The sequence below is a fragment of the Bradyrhizobium sp. 1 genome, from assembly GCF_023073315.1.
GTDB lineage: Bacteria > Pseudomonadota > Alphaproteobacteria > Rhizobiales > Xanthobacteraceae > Bradyrhizobium.
On the sequence record NZ_JADPJH010000033.1, the window covers coordinates 273,754 to 295,719 of the forward strand.

The 21,966-nt window shown below is 64.2% G+C and carries 24 protein-coding genes; 12 read left to right on the forward strand and 12 right to left on the reverse strand.

The features are described 5' to 3' along the window. Positions 1–41 precede the first annotated feature (41 nt). Together IVB29_RS26335 and IVB29_RS26340 are read right to left on the reverse strand one after the other, a co-directional pair. Positions 42–395 carry a diacylglycerol kinase gene (locus tag IVB29_RS26335; RefSeq protein WP_247506322.1) on the reverse strand — a complete coding sequence of 118 codons (354 nt, stop codon included), beginning with the start codon at positions 393–395 and terminating at the stop codon, positions 42–44. Between the two features lie 4 nt (positions 396–399). After that, entirely contained in the window at positions 400–1,788 is a 1,389-nt protein-coding gene (locus IVB29_RS26340) for a 3-deoxy-7-phosphoheptulonate synthase class II (RefSeq protein ID WP_247506323.1), read from the reverse strand. Positions 1,789–1,969: 181 nt separating this feature from the next. On the opposite strand from IVB29_RS26340, the gene IVB29_RS26345 reads away from it, so the two are divergent. Further along, positions 1,970–2,866: an alpha/beta fold hydrolase gene (locus IVB29_RS26345; RefSeq protein ID WP_247506324.1), complete on the forward strand. Its 897-nt coding sequence runs from the start codon at positions 1,970–1,972 to the stop codon at positions 2,864–2,866. A gap of 3 nt (positions 2,867–2,869) precedes the next feature. Here IVB29_RS26345 and IVB29_RS26350 read toward each other — a convergent pair whose 3' ends face one another. Together IVB29_RS26350 and IVB29_RS26355 are read right to left on the reverse strand one after the other, a co-directional pair. Next, on the reverse strand, positions 2,870–3,133 hold the full coding sequence (locus tag IVB29_RS26350) for a hypothetical protein (RefSeq protein WP_247506325.1): 264 nt from the start codon (positions 3,131–3,133) through the stop codon (positions 2,870–2,872). Between the two features lie 186 nt (positions 3,134–3,319). Then, positions 3,320–4,804, reverse strand: a complete 1,485-nt coding sequence (locus IVB29_RS26355) for an aldehyde dehydrogenase family protein (protein ID WP_247506984.1) — start codon at positions 4,802–4,804, stop codon at positions 3,320–3,322. A 113-nt stretch (positions 4,805–4,917) separates the two neighbouring features. Between IVB29_RS26355 and IVB29_RS26360 the strand changes: the two genes are divergently transcribed. From IVB29_RS26360 to IVB29_RS26370, 3 genes are all read left to right on the forward strand, one after another. Then, positions 4,918–6,000: a substrate-binding domain-containing protein gene (locus IVB29_RS26360; protein ID WP_247506326.1), complete on the forward strand. Its 1,083-nt coding sequence runs from the start codon at positions 4,918–4,920 to the stop codon at positions 5,998–6,000. A 74-nt stretch (positions 6,001–6,074) separates the two neighbouring features. Beyond that, positions 6,075–6,449 (forward strand): winged helix-turn-helix domain-containing protein, encoded by a 375-nt coding sequence (locus IVB29_RS26365; protein ID WP_247506327.1) that lies wholly within the window; start codon positions 6,075–6,077, stop codon positions 6,447–6,449. A 14-nt stretch (positions 6,450–6,463) separates the two neighbouring features. Next, positions 6,464–6,937, forward strand: coding sequence for a GNAT family N-acetyltransferase (locus tag IVB29_RS26370; protein WP_247506328.1), 474 nt, complete (start codon positions 6,464–6,466; stop codon positions 6,935–6,937). Between the two features lie 15 nt (positions 6,938–6,952). On the opposite strand, the gene IVB29_RS26375 is transcribed toward IVB29_RS26370, so the two are convergent. Together IVB29_RS26375 and IVB29_RS26380 are read right to left on the reverse strand one after the other, a co-directional pair. Beyond that, a complete protein-coding gene (locus IVB29_RS26375; RefSeq protein WP_247506329.1) occupies positions 6,953–7,939 on the reverse strand; it encodes a cysteine synthase A in 987 nt (328 codons plus the stop codon). A gap of 163 nt (positions 7,940–8,102) precedes the next feature. After that, positions 8,103–8,681, reverse strand: coding sequence for a hypothetical protein (locus tag IVB29_RS26380; RefSeq protein WP_247506330.1), 579 nt, complete (start codon positions 8,679–8,681; stop codon positions 8,103–8,105). A 153-nt stretch (positions 8,682–8,834) separates the two neighbouring features. On the opposite strand from IVB29_RS26380, the gene IVB29_RS26385 reads away from it, so the two are divergent. Further along, the gene (locus tag IVB29_RS26385; protein ID WP_247506331.1) at positions 8,835–9,773 is read left to right on the forward strand and encodes a LysR family transcriptional regulator; all 939 of its coding nucleotides are present in this window, start codon (positions 8,835–8,837) and stop codon (positions 9,771–9,773) included. 138 nt (positions 9,774–9,911) lie between these two features. Further along, positions 9,912–10,859: a helix-turn-helix domain-containing protein gene (locus tag IVB29_RS26390; protein ID WP_247506332.1), complete on the forward strand. Its 948-nt coding sequence runs from the start codon at positions 9,912–9,914 to the stop codon at positions 10,857–10,859. Between the two features lie 9 nt (positions 10,860–10,868). On the opposite strand, the gene IVB29_RS26395 is transcribed toward IVB29_RS26390, so the two are convergent. The 5 genes from IVB29_RS26395 to IVB29_RS26415 form a co-directional block, all read right to left on the reverse strand. After that, on the reverse strand, positions 10,869–11,453 hold the full coding sequence (locus IVB29_RS26395; RefSeq protein ID WP_247506333.1) for a TIGR00645 family protein: 585 nt from the start codon (positions 11,451–11,453) through the stop codon (positions 10,869–10,871). A 34-nt stretch (positions 11,454–11,487) separates the two neighbouring features. Next, positions 11,488–12,129: a TerC family protein gene (locus IVB29_RS26400; RefSeq protein ID WP_247506334.1), complete on the reverse strand. Its 642-nt coding sequence runs from the start codon at positions 12,127–12,129 to the stop codon at positions 11,488–11,490. 6 nt (positions 12,130–12,135) lie between these two features. Beyond that, a complete protein-coding gene (locus tag IVB29_RS26405; RefSeq protein ID WP_247506335.1) occupies positions 12,136–12,489 on the reverse strand; it encodes a hypothetical protein in 354 nt (117 codons plus the stop codon). Between the two features lie 2 nt (positions 12,490–12,491). After that, the gene (locus IVB29_RS26410; protein WP_247506336.1) at positions 12,492–12,953 is read right to left on the reverse strand and encodes a tellurite resistance TerB family protein; all 462 of its coding nucleotides are present in this window, start codon (positions 12,951–12,953) and stop codon (positions 12,492–12,494) included. 361 nt (positions 12,954–13,314) lie between these two features. After that, positions 13,315–13,695: a nuclear transport factor 2 family protein gene (locus IVB29_RS26415; protein ID WP_247506337.1), complete on the reverse strand. Its 381-nt coding sequence runs from the start codon at positions 13,693–13,695 to the stop codon at positions 13,315–13,317. 184 nt (positions 13,696–13,879) lie between these two features. Between IVB29_RS26415 and IVB29_RS26420 the strand changes: the two genes are divergently transcribed. The 4 genes from IVB29_RS26420 to IVB29_RS26435 all read left to right on the forward strand — a co-directional run bounded on the left by IVB29_RS26420 (position 13,880) and on the right by IVB29_RS26435 (position 18,459). Further along, positions 13,880–15,625, forward strand: coding sequence for an MOSC and FAD-binding oxidoreductase domain-containing protein (locus IVB29_RS26420; RefSeq protein WP_247506338.1), 1,746 nt, complete (start codon positions 13,880–13,882; stop codon positions 15,623–15,625). 31 nt (positions 15,626–15,656) lie between these two features. Continuing rightward, on the forward strand, positions 15,657–16,253 hold the full coding sequence (locus IVB29_RS26425) for a redoxin domain-containing protein (RefSeq protein ID WP_247506339.1): 597 nt from the start codon (positions 15,657–15,659) through the stop codon (positions 16,251–16,253). 49 nt (positions 16,254–16,302) lie between these two features. Then, on the forward strand, positions 16,303–17,754 hold the full coding sequence (locus tag IVB29_RS26430; protein WP_247506340.1) for a PLP-dependent aminotransferase family protein: 1,452 nt from the start codon (positions 16,303–16,305) through the stop codon (positions 17,752–17,754). Between the two features lie 75 nt (positions 17,755–17,829). After that, on the forward strand, positions 17,830–18,459 hold the full coding sequence (locus IVB29_RS26435; protein ID WP_247506341.1) for an FMN-binding negative transcriptional regulator: 630 nt from the start codon (positions 17,830–17,832) through the stop codon (positions 18,457–18,459). Here IVB29_RS26435 and nhaA read toward each other — a convergent pair. After that, complete coding sequence (gene nhaA, locus IVB29_RS26440) at positions 18,456–19,691, reverse strand: Na+/H+ antiporter NhaA (RefSeq protein WP_247506342.1); 1,236 nt, start codon at positions 19,689–19,691, stop codon at positions 18,456–18,458. The genes IVB29_RS26435 and nhaA overlap by 4 nt on opposite strands. 189 nt (positions 19,692–19,880) lie before the next feature. On the opposite strand from nhaA, the gene IVB29_RS26445 reads away from it, so the two are divergent. Further along, positions 19,881–20,708, forward strand: coding sequence for a class II glutamine amidotransferase (locus tag IVB29_RS26445; protein WP_247506343.1), 828 nt, complete (start codon positions 19,881–19,883; stop codon positions 20,706–20,708). A gap of 17 nt (positions 20,709–20,725) precedes the next feature. Beyond that, the gene (locus IVB29_RS26450) at positions 20,726–21,955 is read left to right on the forward strand and encodes a carboxylate-amine ligase (RefSeq protein ID WP_247506344.1); all 1,230 of its coding nucleotides are present in this window, start codon (positions 20,726–20,728) and stop codon (positions 21,953–21,955) included. Positions 21,956–21,966 lie beyond the last annotated feature (11 nt).

Genomic DNA, 21,966 nt, shown 5'->3' on the forward strand with positions numbered 1-21,966 from the left:
AAGATCATGCTCAAACAAAAGTCTAAAGCGCGAGACGCGCTTTAGATAAAACCCAATCGCTCGACGATCGCCAAAATCCAGAATGCCCCGGCCATCAGCAGTGCAACGCCGACGGCGGCCGAGCCCATGTCCTTGACCCGCCCGATCTGCTTGTCGTGATCCAGGGTCAGGCGGTCAGCAAGCTTCTCGATCGCGGTGTTGAGCAACTCGACCACCAGCACGAAGGCGACCGCGCAAACCAGCTCGACCGCGCGCGTCGCGGTCGAGCCGACGAGCCAGGCGAGCGGCAGCGACAACAGCAGCGCGACAATTTCCTCGCGAACGGCCTGCTCCGAGCGAAACGCAAAGGCCAGTCCGTTGCGCGAATTGATCGTCGCCTTCCAGATCCGCAGCAAGGTCCTAGAGCCCCGCTGCGACCGGCATCGGCCTGGCCTTGCCGGCGCGCTCCTGCTTGAGGAGCTCGGCGACCAGGAAAGCCATGTCGATGGACTGCTCGGCATTGAGGCGGGGATCGCAGACCGTGTGATAGCGGTCGTTGAGATCCTCGTCGGTGATGGCGCGGGCGCCGCCGATGCACTCGGTGACGTCCTGACCGGTCATCTCCAAGTGTACGCCGCCGGCATGGGTGCCTTCCGCAGCGTGGATCGTGAAGAACGACTTCACCTCCGACAGGACGCGGTCGAACGGGCGCGTCTTGTAGCCCGACGTCGCGGTGATGGTGTTGCCGTGCATGGGATCGCACGACCAGACCACCACCCTGCCCTCGCGCTTCACGGCGCGGATCAGGCCCGGCAGATGATCGGCGACCTTGTCGGAGCCGAAACGATTGATCAGCGTCAGCCGGCCCGGCTCGTTGTCGGGATTGAGCACGTCGATCAGCTTCAACAGCTCGTCGGGCTTAAGCGACGGGCCGCACTTCAGGCCGATCGGGTTCTTGATGCCGCGGAAATATTCGATGTGGCCGTGATCGAGCTGGCGGGTGCGATCGCCGATCCAGATCATGTGGCCCGAGGTCGCGTACCAGTCGCCAGTGGTGGAATCGACGCGGGTCATGGCCTGCTCGTAGCCGAGCAGCAGCGCTTCGTGGCTGGTATAGAAATCGGTGGCGCGAAGCTCGGGATGAGCCTCGAGATCGAGGCCGCAGGCGCGCATGAAATTCAGCGCGTCCGAGATGCGGTCCGCCAGTTCCTTGTAGCGGCGGGACTGCGGACTATCCTTGAGGAAGCCGAGCATCCATTGATGCACGCTACCGAGATTGGCGTAGCCGCCGGTGGCGAACGCACGCAGCAGGTTCAGCGTCGCGGCCGACTGGCGATAGGCCATCAGCTGGCGCTGCGGATCAGGGACGCGCGCCTCCCTGGTGAAGGCGATGTCGTTGACGATGTCGCCGCGATAGCTCGGCAACTCGACGCCATCAATCTTTTCGGTCGGCGAGGACCGGGGCTTTGCGAACTGGCCGGCCACGCGGCCGACCTTCACCACGGGGACCGCGCCGGCATAGGTCAGCACCACCGCCATCTGCAGCAGCACGCGGAAGAAATCGCGGATGTTGTTGGCGCCGTGCTCGGCAAAGCTCTCGGCGCAGTCGCCGCCCTGGAGCAGGAAAGCCTCGCCGGCCGCAACCCGCGCCAGCGCCTTCTTCAGATTGCGCGCCTCGCCCGCGAACACCAGCGGCGGAAAGGTCGCAAGCTGCGCCTCGACGTCGGCCAGAGCCTTGGCGTCGGGATAATCGGGCACCTGGAGCACCGGCTTGCTGCGCCAGGACTCGGGCGTCCATCGCTCGGACATTGCACTCTCTCCGTGAAGCAAAAAGCACAACCTGATCTGTGGGTTGCGCGGGCCGCCTTATACACAGGCTAATCCCCGGCCGCCAGTTGTAAATCCGTTTCGCACTGCAAACCCTTGCAGCCAAAGCCGAATTCGCATTTGCTGGGGAATTGAGGAAACTCGGTCAGGACACCGGCGGCCCATGGACGGCGCAAGCGACGACGTTTTCATCGACGAGATCACCTTCGCGGCGACCGACGGGTATGTGCTGAGCGGCACCCTGTTCCTGCCGCGCGGCACCAAGCGCCACGCCGTGCTGATCAATTCGGCGACCGCCGTGCCGCGAAAAATCTATCGCGGCTTCGCCTCCTACCTCGCCCATCGCGGCTGCGCAGTCATGACCTACGACTATCGCGGCATCGGCGACTCCCGGCTGCCGGCGATGGTCGGCTACAACCAGCCGAAATCGCTGGTCGGCTTCAAAGCCTCGATGTCGGACTGGGCCGCGCAAGACGTCACAGCGGCAGTGCGCTGGATGCGCGAGCGCTACACCACCCTGCCCCTTGCCTATGTCGGCCACTCCTTCGGCGGCCAGGCGCTTGGGCTGATCGACAACAACACCGACATCGCGCGCGCCGCCTTCGTGGCCTCGCAGGCCGCGACCTGGCGGCTGATGACCTCGCCGGAGAAATACCGCGTCTTCGCCTTCATGAATTTCGTCGGCGTGCCGCTGGTCCACGCACTCGGCTATGCGCCGGGCTGGGCCGGCATCGGCGAGGATCTGCCCAAGGGCGTTTTCCTGCAATGGGCCGACTGGGTCTCCAACCCCCGCTATCTCTTCGATTCAAAGCTGCCGGCGCTGGAGAATTTTGCGAAGTTCAAGGGCGAGCTGCGCGCGCTCTGCTTCTCCGACGACCCCTGGGCAACGCGTCCGGCGGTCGAGCTGCTCACGGGCGGCTTCACGGCGATCAAGGCGGAGGTGCTGACGGTGAAGCCGTCCGACGTCGGCGCCAGGACAATCGGCCATTTCGGCTTCTTCCGCCCCGAGCACCGCGACACGCTGTGGCGCGGCGTCGCGGAATGGATTCAGGGGGAGTGAGGGTTACCGAATGATCGTCGTCAGCGACGAATAGCGCCTGTTCGGCCTGGCCTCGCCCGGCGCGAACTGCGCGAAAGCATCGCTCACACGTTTCGCCGGCGTGGTCCCGTCGGCAAACCGGAATTCCTCCGGCTTCGGCGCGTAGAAACTCGCGTGATAATAGGAATCGTCGAAGCGCGCCTCGCCGACGCCGAACAATGCGTCGCAGACGAACAGGAGCGCGTAGACTCCCGCAACCGCCGCGACGATCTCCTTGAGAACTGACATGCTGATGCCCACCCTTTGCAGGGAGAATGCAGGTCGGTTCCAAATCCCAGGTTTAAGGCTGCGCGGTTCTTGTCCGCAGGGTTTGCCGCCCGTGAGCGGATTGCAGACAATTTTATCGATCTCGAAAAAGAGAGCCCGCCTGACCGGGCGGATCAGGCGGGCTCCAGGATTGGCCGCTGGGAGGTATCAGACGGCCAAATTCATCCAGACAGCCTTGGGTTCGGTGAAATTGTCGATCGCGGCGGTGCCGTGCTCACGGCCGAGACCGGAGTCGCGCTCGCCGCCCCAGGGCAGGCGCACGTCGGTGTAGCCATAGGTGTTCATCCAGACCGTGCCAGCGCGCGCCCGCTTTGCAAAACGCTGCAGCTTGCCGATGTCGCGGCTCCAGACGCCGGCAGCGAGGCTGTAGGCGGTGCCATTGGCGATGCGCAGGGCGTCGGCCTCGTCCTTGAACTTGATGACGCTGACGACGGGGCCGAAGATCTCCTCCTGCGAGATCCGCATCTCGTGCTCGACATCGGCGAACACGGTCGGGCTGATGAAATAGCCGCGCTCGCCGACACGCGTTCCGCCTGTGACGAGTGTCGCGCCTTCCCTCTGGCCGATGTCGACATAGTCGAGGATCGACTTCATCTGCTTCTCGGAGATGACGGGACCGAGCGCGGTCTTGCGATCGAGAGGATCGCCGATCCTAAGCGACTTCGCACGCGCCGCGATCCGCTCGACGACCTCGTCGTAGACGCTCTCCTGCACCAGCACGCGCGAGCCGGCCGAGCAGACCTGGCCGGCATTGAAGAAGATGCCGGAGCCGGCCGCCTTGGATGCGGCTTCAAGATCGGCGTCGTCGAAAATCACGTTGGCCGACTTGCCGCCGAGCTCGAGCGAGACGCGCTTGAAGTTGCTGGCCGCCCCCTTCATGATTCCGCGCCCGACGCCGGGCGAGCCGGTGAAGGTGACCTTGTCGACATCGGGGTGATTGACCAGCGCGTCACCGACGACGCGACCCGGCCCCGTCACGACGTTGAAGACGCCCGCCGGCAGGCCCGCTTCGAGCGCGAGCTCTGCGATGCGCAGCGCCGAGAGCGAAGTCAGCTCGGCCGGCTTCATCACGATGGTGCAGCCGCAAGCCAGCGCGGGCGCGAGCTTCCACATCCCGATCATCAGGGGGAAATTCCACGGCACGATCGCGGCGACCACGCCGACGGGCTCGCGCACGGTGTAGGTCAGGGCGTCGTCACGCACGGGAACGACGTCGCCGCTGATCTTGTCGGCCCAGCCGGCGTAATAGATCAGCGTGTCGACGGCGGCAGGAAAGTCCTGGCGCGCCGTCGCGGAGATCGGCTTGCCGGCATCGATCGACTCGAGCTCGATGATTTCTTCCGAGTTCTGCTTGAGCAGGTCCGCCCAGCGAAGCAAAATCAGGCCGCGCTCGGAGGCGCGCATCGTGCGCCAGGGGCCTTCGAAGGCGCGACGTGCGGCCGCCACGGCGTGCTCGACATCGGCCTCGTTGCCCTCGGCGATGGTGGCGATGACCTGTCCGGTCGCGGGGTTGACGGATTTGAAGGTGCGGCCGGAGCTCGCGGGGACGCGTCGGCCGTCGATGAGCAGATGCTGCGGCCGGGACATGAACTCGGTCGCCGGTGAGTGCGCAAAGTCATATGCAACAGACATCATATCTTCTCCTGATCTGGTATACCAGACTAGGCCTCTATATCCCCGAGTAAATATGATATGGAGTGCAAATGGACCCCGCCTATATGAAGCGAAGTTCATAAGGAGGGCGAATGCTTCAGATCGAGATCGAGGCTGTCTGGCGGTTTCGCCACGAGGGAAGCCCGCGCACCGCCATCATCATGATCGGCGTCCTCAACGAAATCCGGAAGACCGGAAAGATCACCAGCGCGGCGAACGACGCGCATCTCTCCTATCGCCATGTCTGGAATCTGATCGAGCAATGGACGGAATTCTTTGGCACGCCACTGGTCGAGACCCAGCGCGGCAAGGGCTCAAAACTCACGCCGTTCGGCGAGCGGCTGGTATGGGCCGGCGAGCGCATGCAGGCGCGGCTCGGCCCGCAGCTCGAAAACCTCGCGCAGGAGCTCGCGAGCGAGATCAAGCCGTTCCTCGAGCAGCGCCCCTCGGTGATCCGGGTGCATGCGAGCCACGGCTTTGCGGTCGCAAAGCTGCGCGAATTCCTCGACCGTGAGCCCGGCATCGGCGTCGATTTGCGCTATGTCAGCAACCAGAATTCGCTGGTGTCGCTGGCGCAAGGTGCCTGCGATCTCTCCGGCCTGCACCTGCCGCACGGCGCGCTGCGGGCGCAAGGTATCAAGGCAGCGCGCGAATGGCTCGATCCGCGCGAGGATCGCATCATCAGTTTTGTCACCCGCGAGATGGGTCTGATGGTCGCGCGCGGCAATCCGCTGCGCATCGCGTCGCTCAGCGACCTCACCGGGCCAAAAGTCCGTTTCGTCAACCGCGACCATGATTCAGGCACGCGGCTTCTGTTCGACCAGCTGCTCGCGGCCGACGGCATCGACGAGAGCAGGATCAACGGAGCGCAGCAGATCGAGTTCACCCACGCCGCGGTCGCCGCCTATGTCGCGAGCGGCATGGCGGATGCGAGCTTCGGCGTCGAGGCGGCCGCGCGCCATTTCGGCCTCGATTTCATCCGCATCCTCACCGAGGATTACTTCTTCGTCTGCAAGCGCGCCTTTCTCGATACCGGGCCGATGCAGCGCATCCTGGAAATCATCCGCAGCGCCGATTTCCGCGCCGCCATCGCGACGCTACCCGGCTACGTGCCGTCGGATACCGGCAGCGTGACCGGCGTAAAGGCGTTTCTGGAGATGCACGCCGTACGATGATGCATGGCGTCCTCACCTTGTCCGCCGTGGGCAAGAATGGCAAGCTCGCGGGCAGTGAACCAAGAGACCTCATCATGTCGCGCGCGAGCGCCAAATCACTTCCCCAGCTGAGTCTTCGTATCGATCTCGACGGCGAGGATCGGATCGGGCCCGGCAAGATCGAGCTATTGGAGCAAATCCGCGAGCAAGGCTCGATCTCGGGGGCCGGCCGGGCCATGGACATGTCCTACAAGCGCGCCTGGGACCTCGTGGACGAGATCAACCGCATCTGCGGGCACGCTGCGGTCGAGCCCCAGGCCGGCGGCAAGAACGGCGGCGGTGCGATGCTCACGCCGTTTGGCGAGGGCTTGGTCGCGCGCTATCGCAAGATCGAGCGCGACGCCGCGCGCGCAGTGCGCAAGGAACTGGAAGCGCTCAAGAGCGACATCGGCCGATCCCGCAAATCGTGAACAGACAGGCGCGCGTGGACAAGCTTTTGGTCATTCGGCCCGCCCTGCCCTCCGACCTGCCACAGCTTCTCTTACTCTACCGGCATCTCGATCCCTTGGATGAAAGCCCGTCGCTCGACTTCGCCGCGCAGCGTCTCGCGGAATTGCAGGCTCTTCGTGGAAGCGCGGTGCTGATTGGACTCACCGAAAATTCTGTCGTCGTATCCTGCACGCTGGTCGCGATCCCCAATCTGACGCGCGCCGGCCGCCCCTACGGCTTGGTCGAGAACGTCGTCACGGATGCCGCGTTCAGGGGCCGCGGCTACGGCAAGCTCATCCTGCAAGCGGCCGTCGCCGCCGCTTGGCAGGCCGATTGCTACAGGATCATGCTGATGACCGGCTCGAAGAAGCCGTCGACCCTGGCCTTCTACGCCTCAGCCGGCTTCGAGCAGAGCAAGACCGGGTTCCAGATCCGTCGGCTGCCGCCGCGGGCGGAGACGGCCGACTAATCTCGCCTCGGCTTGCTATTCCATCCAATGCGGTATGGGCAGGTTTTTCCTACGCAGGAAATCCGGGTTGAACAGCTTGGATTGATAGCGCTGTCCGCCATCAGCGAGAATGGTCACGATGGTTTTGCCTGGGCCGAGGTCGCGCGCAAGCCGCATGGCCCCGACGATATTGATCGCGCTCGAGCCGCCGAGCACCAGTCCTTCATCCGCGATCAGGTCGAACAGAACAGGCAACGCTTCCTCGTCCGTGATCTGATAAGCCGTGTCGATCGGCGTGCCTTCCAAATTCCCGGTCACACGGACTTGCCCGATCCCTTCGGTGATGGAGTCTCCTTCTGTCGTCAGCTCGCCTTTGGTGAACCAATTGTAGAGAGCGGCCCCGATGGGATCGCTGAGCGCGATTTGAATCTGCGGATTTCGCTCTTTGAGCGCTCGCGCGACCCCACCCAAAGTACCGCCGCTGCCGACGGCACAGGTAAAGCCGTCAATACGTCCGCCCGTTTGCTGCCAGATCTCGGGACCGGTCGTGCGGTAGTGGCCCTCCCGATTGGCCACGTTGTCGAACTGATTGGCCCAGAACGCACCGAGCTCCTCGGCGAGCTGACCGGAATAGCGCGCGTAATGACCGGGATTGGAGTACGGCACGGCGGGCACTAGGCGCAAATCGGCACCGCACAGCCGCAACATGTCCTTTTTCTCCTGACTTTGCGTGTCAGGCATCACGATCACGCTGCGATAGCCGCGTGCATTCGCCACAAGTGCGATGCCGATGCCAACATTGCCGGCCGTGCCTTCGACGATGACACCGCCCGGCTTCAGCTTGCCGCGCCGCTCGGCATCGTTGATCATCGCAAGCGCCGCGCGATCCTTGATCGAACCACCAGGATTGAGAAATTCGGCCTTGCCGTAGATCTCGCAACCCGTGGCCTCCGACGGCCCTCGCAGCCTGATCAATGGCGTGTTGCCGATAGAGTCCAGGAAACCTGTTCGAACGCCGTTCATCGCCTGCCCACCTCTGCACGCCCACAACTTTAGGCTGGCGAGCAGACAGTTCGATTCTCTAGTTCAGGCGGATTGGGCAATGTTTTGGGCGTCCGTCCCAATCAATCGGCAACTCTATTCTCAAACCGCGTTTCATTTGCGCGTTTGGGAGAGGCGAACCCGGTCAGATCACCGGCTCGTCCTTGAGCGCCGACACCACCTGCTCGCCGCGGTCGGTCAGGCGATAGGTCACCAGCGGACGGCTCGAGGGCCGCTTGCGGTCGGTCTCGACGATGTAGCCGCGCACCATCAGTGCTTCGAAGCTGCCATAGTAGCCGAACATGCTGATCTCGTTCTGCCTGAGCAGCTTGAACTCACGCAAGAGACGGATCTCGTTGCCGGAGAGCAGCGACCTGCGGACGCGCTGAACGAACCGCGTGCGCTGCTCGAACCAGGCATGGTCGGGCAATTCGTGTAACACCGGCGCAGGGTCGCGTTCGCAAGGGCGCGCATCGGCGACGACATCGGCGATAACCGGCGGCAGGCACGGCATGCTGCTGACCACCGCATCCTTGGCCACATCGAGCAACGCAAGCGGCCAGCGCCGCTTGTTGTCCACCATGATCGGCGGCGGCACGACATTGTCGCGCACCAATTGCTCGAAGCGGCCGGCGGTCACACCGACATAGGCAGCCGCGCGGCGGCGATCGACCAGGCGGGTGTCCCGCACCACTTCAGGCTCGCAAGCGATAATCTGGTCCACCCCAAAATCCCCTGGCGCGTCGTTGCGCAGGCCCGGCGGCGAGGCCTGCCGAGCCGGCGGCGAACCTAGGGGGAACAGGTGCTCTCGAAAAGCAGAGAGATTCGCACAGGTTGATGCCGTTTCGGCAACAGCTATAATCAGGCTGGGGGTCCCATGCGCTTTCACTCACCGGCCATCCAGTACTTTCACGCCGTCCGCCGCACCGGCTCGATCCGGGCCGCGGCGCGCGTCCTGAACGTTGCCTCCTCCGCTGTCAGCCGTCAGATCCTCAAGCTAGAGCAAGAGGTTGGATCGCCTTTGTTCGAACGCAATGCACGCGGCCTGACGCTGACGACGGTCGGTGAGATGCTGGCCCGGCACGTCATGAACGTGCTTCAGGACCTCGACCGCTTCCGCTCGGACGTGGCGTCCCTCTCCGGCGCCTGGCACGGCACCGTCAGCATCGCCTGTATCGAGTCGCTCACGGAATCGGTGCTGCCGGACCTGATCGCCTCGCACCGCGGCCGGGCCCGGCGCGTCAACTTCGCCACCGAGGTGAAGGGATCGTCGGACGTGCTGGAGGCGCTCAGCCGCGGCGAAGCCGACATCGGCATCGCTATCGCGCTCCGGCATCCGCCGGATTTGCGTCAGGTCGCGCTGAAGCGCTTTCGCCTCGGAGCGCTGGTCGCGCGCGAGCATCCGCTGGCGCGCCGCAAGACGGTCACGCTGGCGCAGTGCCTCGCCTTCCCCGTCATCCAGGCACTGCCGGAGCTGTCGATCTATCATCTGCTCCAGCCGCTGATCGCCCAGCTCTCGGAGACGCCGGAGCCTGCGATCCAGGCCAACTCGATCGACCTGATGCGTGAGCTTGCCGCGCGCGGCGTCGGCGTCGCCTTCCAGACCCAGCTCGGCATCAACAGGCTGTCGCGCGACAGCCAGCTCGTCTTCCTGCCGCTCGACAACGCCGGCAGCCCGGTCTGGTCGGATCTCGGCATCTATGTCCGCGCCGAACGCACCCTGCCCGCCTTCATCGAGTCCTTTCTTCAAGAGCTGGTGCGTGAGCTCGGCGAGCGCGAGCGGCGGGAGAACGCGGCCTATCCGCAAGTTGCGTGACGAGACAGAACCAACTCTCGATGCGCTTCGATGTAACTGCTTTGGCAGTAGTTTACCGGAATATGGCCGACGGCCAGCCATCTGATACCTTTCGGGAACTCAGCTCGCTCACCCCCTTGAAGTCCCAAGGATTCCGAAATGCCGCTAGCTCGGCTCAAACCGTCGCGAGTCCTCGGCATCGAGCGCTTCTCGGACTTCGGCGAATTTCGCGCCAACGAAGTGCTCGGGCTCGGCACCAGCACGCCGCTTCGTCCGCGGGAATTCTCGCTGTCGCGCGCCATCCTGCCGCTCCGGGACGGGCTGTTCGTGCTCCAGCGCGCGTTCGCACGCCGGCTCGACGTCGATGTCGGCACCGATCGCGGCGTCGGCCTCGTGGTGCCGTTCTCGTTTCACTCCGTCAGCAATGGCCGCGAGATCGACAATTCCGTGGTGAGCGTCGTCCGCGGCAGGGTCCCGATCAAATCCGTCGAGCGCCAGCCCAACACTTATCTGATGATGCGCTTCAACTCGGACATGCGTCATCGCGGCTGGGCCGACTACGACAGCGGGCTCGGATTCTTCCGCACACAGCACGATCCGATGGCACGGCTCCGCGCCACGATCCTGAGCATGTTTTCCCTGGCCTCCGATCACGGTGATCCCAGACAGTTCGAAGCACTCAACCGCCCGATCCAGGAGACGCTGCTCGCCTGCCTCGACACCATCCTGGTTCCGGCTGGCGCGCTGACCGCCCGTCGCGGATCGTTCGACAAGTACTGCAAGCTGGTCGCGCGCCTCGATGAGGTGGCCGCGCTGTTCGGCAGCAAGCCGCTCTACAGCGACGACCTCGCCACGACGCTCGGCGTGTCCGTGCGCACGCTCCAGACCGCGACCCACGCGGTGCATGGCCTCAGCCTGCATCATTATCTGCGCCTGAAGCGGCTGTGGACCACTCGCGTGCAGCTCATGACCGGAAGTGCCGGCATGAGCGTCAAGGCCGCGGCGCTTGGCAACGGCTTCTGGCACCTCGGCGACTTCTCACGGGGCTACAAGCTCACATTCGGCGAAACGCCCTCCGAGACGCTGGCGCGGAGCCGGCGCCTCTGAGCGGCGTCTTCAACCGTGATGGGCTTCCTTGCGGTGGCCGCTCTCGCTGATACGGTCGACCCAGGCGATGCCGATCGCGGAGATGATGAAGGTCAGGTGGATCAAGACCTGCCACATCACGCCGCTCTCGGTGAAATTGCTGCGCGTGGTGCCGAGATTGCCGGCCTCGATGAAGGTCCGCAGCAGCGAGATCGAGGAGATGCCGATGATCGCCATCGCCAGCTTGATCTTGAGCACGCTGGCGTTGACGTGACTGAGCCATTCCGGCTCGTCGGGATGGCCGTCCAGGTTGAGCCGCGAGACGAAGGTCTCGTAGCCGCCGACGATCACCATCACCAGCAGGTTCGAGATCATGACGACGTCGATCAGCCCGAGCACGACCAGCATGATCTGCTGCTCGCTGGCGTCGAAGGAGTGCAGGACCAGGTGCCAGAGCTCCTTGAGGAACAGGAACACATAGACGGCCTGTGCGACGATGAGGCCGACATAGAGCGGCACTTGCAGCCAGCGTGAGCCAAAGATGAGTTGGGCAAACATGCCAATTTGCGGCTGCGGCGAAGCCGCGGCCAAACGTGCTTTGGGTTCAGAGCTCATGGATCACTCCGGAGTGCGGGCAGGAAACGTCACCTCAGAGACTCGCGATGACAGGCGCAAGCTCCAGCGAGCCGCGATAGATCATCTCGAAGGCTACGTAAACGATGATGGCAAGCCCGACATAGGCGATCCAGCGCTGTTTCTGGAGCACCCGACCGAGCAGGTCCGCTGCAATGCCCATCAGCGCGACTGACAGCACGAGACCGAAGACGAGGATGTAGGGATGCTCGCGCGCGGCGCCCGCAACCGCAAGCACGTTGTCGAGCGACATCGAGACGTCGGCCGCGACGATCTGCAATGCCGCCTGCCCGAACGTCTTGCGCGGTGCAGGAGCAGCGCTCCCGCTGCCGCCGCCATGGCTGAACGCAAGCTGGTTCGCATGCGCCGCCTGCTCGCGCAGCTCGCGCCACATCTTCCAGCACACCCAGAGCAGCAGCACGCCGCCGGCGAGCAAGAGGCCGATCACTTGCAAAAGCTGGGTCGCGATGCCGGCAAAGACGATGCGCAAGCCGGTGGCCGCGATAATGCCGACGACGATGGCGCGGCGGCGCTGCTCGGCCGGAAGACCCGCGGCGGCGAGCCCAATGACGACGGCGTTGTCGCCGGCCAGCACGAGGTCGATCAGGATGACCTGAAGCAGCGCGGACAGCGCCTCAGTGGTGATGAATTCAGTCATAATTGATCATTTTTTCGGTGCGGACGGATCGAGCCAATGCGGCTTCTTGCGTTCGATCCAGTCGAAGACTTTTGAACGGGAGGCGCGCAGCGCGGGCACGTCCTCGGCGAGCAGTGCGAGGCCGAGCGGCAGCATCCAGATGCCTAGCACCGGCAGGAAGGAGAACACGCCGCCGACGACGAGCAGCGCACCCGAGGGGATCCTCACCCAGCGGCTGGACGGCTTGAGCAGATAGGAGACGGTGTCGCCCACCCGCGGCGGCAGGCGATGGACGAGCTTGTCGAGGCGCGGGTCGCCGCCGGCTATCTGGCCATTGGTGCCCTCGGTACTCGTCGTCCGCTCGTCCGATGCCGTGCTCATGCTCACTCCTTGGGGGCGGTGCTCACCGCACCCGGCCCGACCTGCTTTGCGCGCGGCAACACCTGCGTCAGCAGGCGCAACAGCTTGATCGCCTGCACTTCATGGGGATGCACGTCCTCGTCGGCGGCCGCGACACGCTCCGACAGCTCGATCAGATGGGATGAAAGCGGCATGTTCGAAACCGGACGCAGCGTGTCGATCACCACATTGGCAAAGTCCGGCTCCTCCAATCGTTCCGCCAGCTCGTCGAACATCGCAAACAGCCGCTCGTCGGTGATGTCAGGCGCCAATCCACGATCCCTGATGAAGCGGATCACCTCGTCGCGCTCGACCGGCGAGACACGGCGGTCGGCGACCGCGACGAGCGCACCGGCGATGACCAGCGCCACCGCGGCCTGCTCGTTCAGGCGGGACGGCTCGGTGATCTCGATCTCGATCGGATTTGAATATTTGGCGTCAGACATCTTAGCTCCTCAACGTTGCGAATGACCGCGCGGAGCTGCGATGGGGACGATTGGTCGGAGGGAACTCAAGAAGGCCCGACGATCGGCCGATCCATCGCATTCGCGCGGGACAGGTCATCCGACATCGCGAGGTTTTGCCGACATAGTCAGCATCCTCGCCAGAGGGGCCCGGATTCTTGTTCTCCCAGACATAAAGATACGTGAGCTGGAATCAAGGCAACGAGGCTGCGACCAGCCGCCGCATCGGTTCCATGTTGCGCTTCGTGTCCCGGACGCTCTGCAGCGTGCAACGCTGCTGCGCAGAGCCGGGACCCAGCCGCAACTGTCTCAACATCGGAGTCCGGGCGACAGCGTCGCTCCTTCAATTCACCCGCTCGACCAGATGCGCCCGCGACGGCGACGGATCGAACCGGTCGCCGAAATATTGCGTTTCGTGCGCCACCGATCCGTCGCGGAATTCCATGATGCTGACGACGTAGGACGGCACGCCGTCATAGCTCAGCACGAACTCGCTCACCCAGAGATCGCCGCCGCCGACGATCCGCCGCACCGTAAAACGCTTCTTGTTCGGCTGCACGAAGCGGCTCTCCTGGATATTCTTGCGACCCCGAATGCGCTCACCGGACTGCGGATAGTCGAGCACGGCATCCTCGCGATAGATGTCATGCTCGGCCTCGAAATCGTTCGCGTCGGAGGCATCCCAATGGCGCCGGAGCGCCGCCAGCCTGGTTTGATCATCCATCGCAAACTCCCGCTTTGCAGTTCCTGCTCCTTAAATCGGCCCGCAAACAGCCGGCGGCAAGGCCCTCTCGCAACGTCTAACAAAGCCTAACGCGCCAAAGCCACGATCCCGATGCAGATTGACGGTGCACCGGTCCGGAATTCGCGGGATCGTGGAGCCACACTGGTCGCACCGGGAAAAAGGCATGACACGTTTGCTGTCCGTCAATATCGGCTTGCCGCGCGACGTCGTCTGGCAAGGCCGGACCGTCCATACCGGCATCTGGAAGGCGCCTGTCACAGGCCCGCGCAGGGTGCGCCGGCTCAACATCGACGGCGACGGCCAGGGCGATACCGCGGGTCACGGCGGCGAACAGCGCGCCGTGTACGTCTATCAGGACGAGTCCTATCGCTACTGGCAGCAACATCTGGGCCGGTCGAACCTCGTCCATGGTCAATTCGGCGAGAATTTCACCGTCGAGGGCCTCGCCGACGCCGAAGTCTGCATCGGCGATCGTTACAAGATCGGCTCGGCCCTGTTCGAGGTCACGCAGCCGCGCGTCACATGTTACCGGCTCGGCATTCGCATGAAGGAGCCGGACATGGCCGCGCTGCTGGTCAAGCACGGCCGGCCCGGCTTCTATCTTCGTGTGATCGAGGAAGGCGATGTGGAAGCCGGCGACGAGATCACGCAGGTCGCGAGTGGCCCTGAAAGCATGAGCGTGTTCGAGATCAACGCGCTGCTCTATTTGCCCCCTCACCCGCGCGACCTGCTGGAGCGCGCGCTCAAAATTCCGGCGCTGAGCCACGGTTGGCATCGTTCCTTCGCGGCGCTGCTCGCGCAGAAAGACAAGCCGGCCACAGGAAACGCCGGGCTCGGGCCGGCTGCAAGCCCGCCTCCGACCTGGCGGGGCTTCCGTCCATTCCGCGTCTCGCGAAAGATCGCCGAAAGCAGCAATGTGACGTCACTGATCCTCGAGCCCGCGGACGGGCAGCCCGTCGCCACGGCGCTGCCAGGTCAATTCGTCATCGTGCGGCTAGGGCCTTCCGCGATGACGCGCAGCTATTCGCTGTCCCGTCGCACTGATGCCGCGTCTTATCGCATCAGCGTCAAGCGGGAAGCGCACGGCGCGGCCAGCTTCTATGTCGCCGACGAATTGCGAACCGGCGACATCGTGCAACTCGGTGCGCCGCGCGGCAGTTTTGCGCTCCGGCAGGATACGCGCCCCGTCGTCCTGCTCAGTGCCGGCATCGGCGTGACGCCGGTGCTCGCCATGCTGCACGCGCTCGCCGCGGAAGCATCGACGCAAGACGTCTGGTGGCTGCACGGCACCCGCAACGGCCGCGAACATCCGTTCGCTACTGAAGTGCGCGGGCTGTTGGCCGGGCTGGCTCACCATCACAGCCATGTCTGCTTCAGCGCACCCGATCGGACCGATCGCCTGGGGACGGATTACGACAGCGCCGGACACCTGGACCAGCGCCTGCTCCAGACGCTCAATTTGCCACGCGACGGCGACTTCTATCTGTGCGGACCGGCCGCTTTCATGAACGATCTCTCGGCCGGCCTTGCCGCGCTCGGCGTTGCGCCCGATCGCATTCACACCGAACTGTTCGGCAGCAGACCGTCGCTGACACCCGGCATCGCCGCTGTGCCGAAGGTCGCAGCACACAGGCCGGTCGGCGCACCGGGGCCAGGGCCGATGGTGTCGTTCGCTCGCAGCGGCCTCAATGTCCAGTGGGCACCATCCTATGCCAGCCTGCTTGAGCTGGCTGAGGCGTGCGATGTCCCCGTGCGCTGGTCGTGCCGGACAGGTGTCTGCCACAATTGCGAGAGCGGGCTTGTGGCCGGAGACGTCAGCTACGCGCCGGATCCGCTCGACCCTCCCGCAGACGGCAATGTCCTGATCTGCTGCGCGCGGCCGCAGGGTGATATCGTGATCGATCTCTAAGACATCGATCTCTAAGACTTGGGAGAGCCTCATGCGAACTGACATGGTGCCGGGAGCAACCTTCCCGGATTACGAACTCAGCGACCACACCGGGAAACATCGAAAACTCTCCGAGCTGCAAGGCGGCGATCCCATGATCATCGTGCTCGGCCGCGGCGGTTTCTGTCCGAAGGATCGCCGCCAAGCCGAAGGGCTGGTTCAACTGCATCGGGAGATGGAGGTCGGCTATTGCCGGCTGGTGACTGTGACCACCGACAACATCACCCAGACCAACGAATATCGCAGCGGCGTCGGCGCGCACTGGCCGTTCCTGTCGGATTCACGGCGGATCGTCCAGAAGGATCTCGACATCGCCGAATACACCGATCCCGTGCACAATCCGATGATCCCGCATGTCATCGTGGTGGAGCCCCGCCTTCGCATCCACAAGATCTACAATGGCTACTGGTTCTTCGGACGCCCGACCATCGAAGAGCTTCGCCAGGATCTCCGCGCCGTCAGCATGGTTTGCCGTCCCGACTGGGACATCACGGCGCCCGGCCTGAAGGCGCTCTGGGACCAGGGCCGCAAGGAGCATTTTTATCCCTACGGCAAGGCCTACGTCGAAACTCTCGGCGAACAGGATTAGAAACACATTCTGATATCGTCTATTCGGGCGAATGCGCCCTGGAATGTGGATGATCCAGATGAAGACCAATCTCCGCGCCCGCATGGGCGCGCGCGAGATCTACGAAGCCCTGCGCGACCAGATCTTGACCCGTGTCTACGGCACTGACGGCCTGCTGCCGTCGTCGCGTGCGCTCGCCGGTGAGATGGGCGTGGCGCGCTCGACAGTCACTGTCGCCTATGAGCAGCTCGCCGCCGAAGGTTTTATCGAGACCCGCCATGGTGCCCGGCCTCGTGTAGCCCGTGCCGTTGTCGAGCGCGGACGCGTGCGCGTCTCATCCCGGCCGTCGGCGGGGAAAGTTCGGCTATCGGCCTTCGGCGAGCGGCTGCGGTCGGATCCGCCGCGCTGGACCGAACCGCCGCGCGGGCTGATTGCGAACTTCCGCTATGGCGAGCTCGCGCCATCGGACTTCCCGGTGCTGGCGTGGAAGAAAGCCGTGACGGCTGCGATGGCGCGCAAGCCCGAACGTCTCGCCTATGACGACCCCTGCGGGGCGCTCCGGCTCCGAACCGCGCTTCAGGGTTATCTGTGGCGATCGCGCAGCGTGCGCTGCGAGGTCGATCAGATCGTCGTCGTGAACGGTTCGCAGCAGGGCCTCGACATCTGCGCGCGCCTGCTGCTCGATTCCAGCGACCGCTTCGTCATGGAAGACCCCGGCTACCAGATGGCGCGGCACACCTTTGCGGCGACGGGGGCCGAGATGGTGCCTGTCCCGATCGACGCGGGCGGACTGGAGACAGCGCGGCTCGCCGGCATTGATGCGCGCCTCGCCTATGTAACACCGTCGCATCAATATCCGCTCGGCGGCGTCATGCCGATCGGACGCCGTCACCAATTGCTGGCCTGGGCGCGGAAGACCGACGCCCATGTGATCGAGGATGATTACGACAGCGAGTACCGTTACGACACCAAGCCGATTCCGCCGCTGCATGCGCTGGAAGGCGGCGACAACGTGATCTATCTCGGCACCGTCTCCAAGACGCTCTCTCCGACTCTGCGGATCGGCTATCTCGTCGTGCCGACCGGGCTGCGATCCCTGTTCGCCGCCGCCAAGCAGATCATGGACCGGCACACGCCGCTCATCGAACAACACGCCCTCGCCGTGATGCTGGAGAGCGGCGCCTATGAAAGCCATATCAGGCGCGCGCGCAGGCGCAACGCCGAGCGTCAGCAGGCGCTGCTGGATGCACTTCGCCGCCGGTTCGGCGATCGTATCAGGATCGAGGGCACGGCCGCGGGCCTGCACGTCGTGGTGTGGTTCGACGATCTGCCAATGAAGCGGGAAGACGCATTGGTCAAGGCGGCCCGCGCGAACGGCGTTGGCATCTATCCCGTTTCCGCGCTGTTCGCCGCGTCCCGCCGAAAGACGGTCGGCCTCGTCATGGGCTATTCGGCGCTGGAGATCGCGCAGATCGAGCGGGGCTGCAAGCTGCTGGCGCAGGCGATGGACAAACTGGACTGATTAAATCGTAGAGAACTGGCTGTTCCGTGCAGACCAGATTCGCGCTACCTCCGAAACCGAGAACGGAGACACGCCATGTACATCCCCCCGGCCTTCAAGGACGACGACATCGAGAGCATCCGGGCGACCATTCGCGCCGCCCGCCTCGCCAGCCTGGTGACGGCCACCGCCGAAGGCCCGGTCGCAACGCCCCTGCCGCTGTTCCTCGACGAGAGCGAAGGCGAGCACGGCGTGCTGTACGGGCATGTAGCGAAAGCCAACCCGCAATGGAAGCTGCCGCCGATCGGCGATGCGCTGGCGATCTTCAGCGGTCCCGACGCCTATGTGACGCCGTCCTGGTACGCGACCAAACAGGAAACCGAGAAGGTCGTGCCGACCTGGAATTATGTCGCCGTGCACGCCTATGGTCCGGTCGAATTCTTCCAGCAGCCCGAGCGCCTGCTCGAAGCCGTAACGCGGCTGACGAACCGGCATGAAGGCGCCCGCGCAAAACCATGGGCCGTCACCGATGCCCCCTCCGATTTCGTCGCCGCGCAACTGCGCGGGATCGTCGGCGTGCGCATTCCCGTGGTGCGGTTCGAGGGCAAGCGCAAGATGAGCCAGAACCGCCCCGAGGCCGACCGTGTCGGCGTCGCGCAGGGGCTTGCTGCGAGCGACAACGCGCTTGACCGTGAAGCCGCCGCACTGATCCCGCTTCCGGTCTAGTCTCCGCTCTCCCTGCGCTGGCGCTGGGCGTATTCCGCGCCCCAGCCGAGGCCGAGCGTCACGGCGATGAGCGAGCCGAACAGCACGCCGAGCTTCGCGGCATCCAGCAGCTTGTCGTCCGTGAACGCGAGCATGGCGATGAAGATCGACATGGTGAAGCCGATGCCGGCCAGAAGACCGATGAGACAGACGCCGCCCCATGAGACATCAGGCGCCAGACGGCACCAGCCCGTGCGCACCGCAAGCCAGGTTGCGCCGATCACGCCGATCGGCTTTCCCGCGCAAAGCGCAAGGGCAACGCCGAGCGTCACGAACTGTGCGCCACCCGCGAGCTCCACGCCTGCGAAACTGACGCCCGCATTCGCCAATGCGAAGATCGGCATGATCCCGTAGGCGACCCATGGATGCAGCGCCGTCTCGACGCGGATGACCGGCGGCACGATCTCGGGGCGGTTCGATCGCACCGGCGTGATCAATCCGAGCACGACGCCTGCGAGCGTCGGATGGACCCCGGCCATGAGGAAGCCGGCCCAGACAATGAAGGCCGGAACGATGTAGGCATACGCGGAGCCAAGTCCGATCCGTTGAAGGCCGAGTGCCATGAGCACGCCGAGCGCTGCGACGATGAAACCGTTGAAATCGAGGCCGCTGGTGTAGAACAGCGCGATGATGAGCACCGCGATGACGTCGTCGATGATCGCAAGCGCCAGAAGAAAGACCCGGACGTTGCCGGGAATGGATTTTCCGAGCAGCGCCAGCACGCCGACGGCAAACGCGATGTCGGTTGCGGTCGGTATCGCCCAGCCATTGCTGCGCCCGGTGACGCTATTAAAGCCCAGATAGATCAACGCGGGGACGATGACCCCGCCGAAAGCCGCCAGCACCGGTAGAATGGCCTGATCCAGTTTGCTGAGCGCGCCCTCGTGAGTTTCGCGGCGGATCTCCATGCCGACGACGAGGAAGAACACCGTCATCAGCGCGTCGTTGATCCAGAAATGCAGTGGCCGGACGAAACCGAGCTCGCCGAGGCGAAGCGGAATCGGCAGGTTCCAGATATCATGATAGGAATGGGCAAAGGGTGAGTTCGCCCACAGCAATGCGACCGCCGCGGCCGCAAGCAGCACGATGCCGCTGATGGCCTCGACATGCAGAAAATGCTGGAGTGTCGTGAGCGCCTGCTCGACGAGACGTTGGGGTTTGGAAAGCTCTTTACCGGGCAGCTGATCGTTCATGGGCGTACGCTCTCAGCGTGGCGGCCCGACCATCGCTTGACCTGTCGCTGCCACATGCAGCGAGCACCCAGGCTTGTTTTACAGGGCCCGGGATTTAACGCAAGTCACTGCGGCCTGCGTCGGGAACCATCGTCCCGTCAGGTGTGTTGATGCATCTCAGCAAGCATCCTTAGCCTGACAGGAACCCGCATGTGCCGCTGGATCGCATACCGGGGCGAGACCACCTCGTTCGAACCCTACGTCACCGAACCCGAGCATTCGCTGATCGCGCAGAGCATCCGCTCGCTGCAATCGACCGCGGGCTCGAATGGCGATGGGTTTGGTCTTGGCTGGTATGGCGAACACCCCGAGCCCGGGCTTTATCGCGAGACGCGTCCGGCCTGGTCGGACGAAAACCTGCGCTACCTCTGCCGCCATCTGCGCTCGCATCTGTTCTTCGCCCATGTGCGCGCCGCCACCGGCACCGCCGTGACGCGGCAGAACTGTCATCCCTTTGCCTGCGGCCAATGGATGTTCATGCACAACGGTTTCGTCGGAAGCTGGAATCGCCTGCGCCGTAAGGTCGAGGCGCTGATTCCCGATGCTTACTACCCTTCGCGGCTGGGGACGACTGACTCGGAAGCCGTGTTCCTCGCCATGATGGGCGCCGGGCTCGACAGTGATCCACTGGGCGCCACGCGGCGCGTGCTGCAATCGCTTGTGGGTCTGGTCAATGAAGGCCAGCTTCGTGAGCGCCTGCGCTTCACCAGCGCTATTGCCAACGGCCGCGACCTCTACGCGTTTCGCGCCGCGGTCAACGATGCCGCCAATACACTTTACTATCGCGAGGCCGGCAGCCAGGTCGTCGTCGTGTCCGAGCCGTTCGACAAGGAAACGGACTGGACGGAAGTGCCGCCGAACCACGCCCTGATCGCCCGCGCGTCCGAAAGCGTCAAAATTGTTCCGTTCGAGCTTGCAATTTCCAGTGAGTCCGAGGCGGAACCGGTTCCTGCCAGACGGATTATTGCCCGCAGGTAACCACTGCCGGGTGGCTCATGACATTTGCTTCAGACGTTTTGAAATTGCTGCGCCTTGATTCTTCCGACGACAAGCAGCACCTCGTCATTCGCTCCGCCGGCGGACGCGGCAAGGCGGCGGAATATTCATTCGGCATCGAGGAGGAATATTTCCTCGCCGACCGCCGGACTTTCGAGGTCGCGATCGAAACACCCAACGCGCTGTTCGAATCGGCGAACTGGTCCACCGGCGGCCAGGCCATGCGCGAGATGCTGCAATCCCAGCTCGAGGTTGCGACGAATGTTCACGTCGATGTCAATGACGCGCGGGAAGAACTGCGCTTCCTGCGCCGCGAGGTTGCCAACGTCGCCGCGCAATATGGCTTCGTCATCATGGCCTGCGGCACGCATCCGACGGCGGTGTGGCGCATGTCGCAGCCGAGCCCGAAGCCGCGCTATGAGGAGATGATCGAGGATCTGCGCAGCATCGGCCACCGCAACATGATGTGCGGCATGCATGTGCACGTGCAATTGCCCGATCCCGAGAAGCGCATGGCGGTGATGCGCGCGATGCTGCCGCATCTGCCGCTGTTCATCGCGCTGGCGGCCTCCTCCCCGTTCTGGAATGGCCACAAGACAGGGCTGAAAGGCTACCGGCTGGCGGCCTATTCCGAACTGCCGCGCACCGGAATGCCCGAGCTGTTCGAGAACCGGCAGGATTACGACGAATATATCGGCGCGCTGCAGCGCTCCGGCGTCATCCCCGATGAAAGCCATATCTGGTGGGCGATGCGCCCCTCCATGAAGCACCCGACGCTGGAACTGCGCGCGCCCGACACCTGCACCCTGGTCGACGACGCCGTTGCCATCGCCTCGCTCTATCGCTGCCTGACGCGGCATCTCTATCTGCGGCCTCATTTGTCGAAGGAGGTCACGGTCGTCGAGCGCGCGATCGCCGTGGAGAACAAATGGCGCGCGCAGCGCTACGGCACCGATTGCATCTTTGCTTCCAGGGATGGGCCGGTCACGATCTCCGAGCTGCTCTCCCGCGTGATCGACGACATCATTGGCGACGCGGCCGCGCTGAATTGCACCGCCGAGGTCGAGTACTGCCGCACTATCGTGGAACGCGGCAGTTCCGCCGAATTCCAGCTTCGCGCCTACCGTGAAAACGGCGACGACATCGCATCCGTGTCACGATGGATCGCTACATCTACGATCTCCGGAACGAGCGCTCCGGTCGGACGCAGTGCTCAGGCGTCGTCATAGCGCCCGCGCAA

Coding starts and splice junctions, on each gene's coding strand:
- IVB29_RS26425 (WP_247506339.1), top strand. CDS start 15,657: ATGCGAACTGACATGGTGCCGGGAGCAACCTTCCCGGATTACGAACTC.
- IVB29_RS26430 (WP_247506340.1), top strand. CDS start 16,303: ATGATCCAGATGAAGACCAATCTCCGCGCCCGCATGGGCGCGCGCGAG.
- IVB29_RS26450 (WP_247506344.1), top strand. CDS start 20,726: ATGACATTTGCTTCAGACGTTTTGAAATTGCTGCGCCTTGATTCTTCC.
- IVB29_RS26395 (WP_247506333.1), bottom strand. CDS start 11,453: ATGAGCTCTGAACCCAAAGCACGTTTGGCCGCGGCTTCGCCGCAGCCG.
- IVB29_RS26410 (WP_247506336.1), bottom strand. CDS start 12,953: ATGTCTGACGCCAAATATTCAAATCCGATCGAGATCGAGATCACCGAG.
- IVB29_RS26405 (WP_247506335.1), bottom strand. CDS start 12,489: ATGAGCACGGCATCGGACGAGCGGACGACGAGTACCGAGGGCACCAAT.
- IVB29_RS26340 (WP_247506323.1), bottom strand. CDS start 1,788: ATGTCCGAGCGATGGACGCCCGAGTCCTGGCGCAGCAAGCCGGTGCTC.
- IVB29_RS26350 (WP_247506325.1), bottom strand. CDS start 3,133: ATGTCAGTTCTCAAGGAGATCGTCGCGGCGGTTGCGGGAGTCTACGCG.
- IVB29_RS26345 (WP_247506324.1), top strand. CDS start 1,970: ATGGACGGCGCAAGCGACGACGTTTTCATCGACGAGATCACCTTCGCG.
- IVB29_RS26445 (WP_247506343.1), top strand. CDS start 19,881: ATGTGCCGCTGGATCGCATACCGGGGCGAGACCACCTCGTTCGAACCC.
- IVB29_RS26355 (WP_247506984.1), bottom strand. CDS start 4,804: ATGTCTGTTGCATATGACTTTGCGCACTCACCGGCGACCGAGTTCATG.
- IVB29_RS26420 (WP_247506338.1), top strand. CDS start 13,880: ATGACACGTTTGCTGTCCGTCAATATCGGCTTGCCGCGCGACGTCGTC.
- IVB29_RS26390 (WP_247506332.1), top strand. CDS start 9,912: ATGCCGCTAGCTCGGCTCAAACCGTCGCGAGTCCTCGGCATCGAGCGC.
- IVB29_RS26400 (WP_247506334.1), bottom strand. CDS start 12,129: ATGACTGAATTCATCACCACTGAGGCGCTGTCCGCGCTGCTTCAGGTC.
- IVB29_RS26365 (WP_247506327.1), top strand. CDS start 6,075: ATGTCGCGCGCGAGCGCCAAATCACTTCCCCAGCTGAGTCTTCGTATC.
- IVB29_RS26375 (WP_247506329.1), bottom strand. CDS start 7,939: ATGAACGGCGTTCGAACAGGTTTCCTGGACTCTATCGGCAACACGCCA.
- IVB29_RS26435 (WP_247506341.1), top strand. CDS start 17,830: ATGTACATCCCCCCGGCCTTCAAGGACGACGACATCGAGAGCATCCGG.
- IVB29_RS26360 (WP_247506326.1), top strand. CDS start 4,918: ATGCTTCAGATCGAGATCGAGGCTGTCTGGCGGTTTCGCCACGAGGGA.
- IVB29_RS26415 (WP_247506337.1), bottom strand. CDS start 13,695: ATGGATGATCAAACCAGGCTGGCGGCGCTCCGGCGCCATTGGGATGCC.
- nhaA (WP_247506342.1), bottom strand. CDS start 19,691: ATGAACGATCAGCTGCCCGGTAAAGAGCTTTCCAAACCCCAACGTCTC.
- IVB29_RS26385 (WP_247506331.1), top strand. CDS start 8,835: ATGCGCTTTCACTCACCGGCCATCCAGTACTTTCACGCCGTCCGCCGC.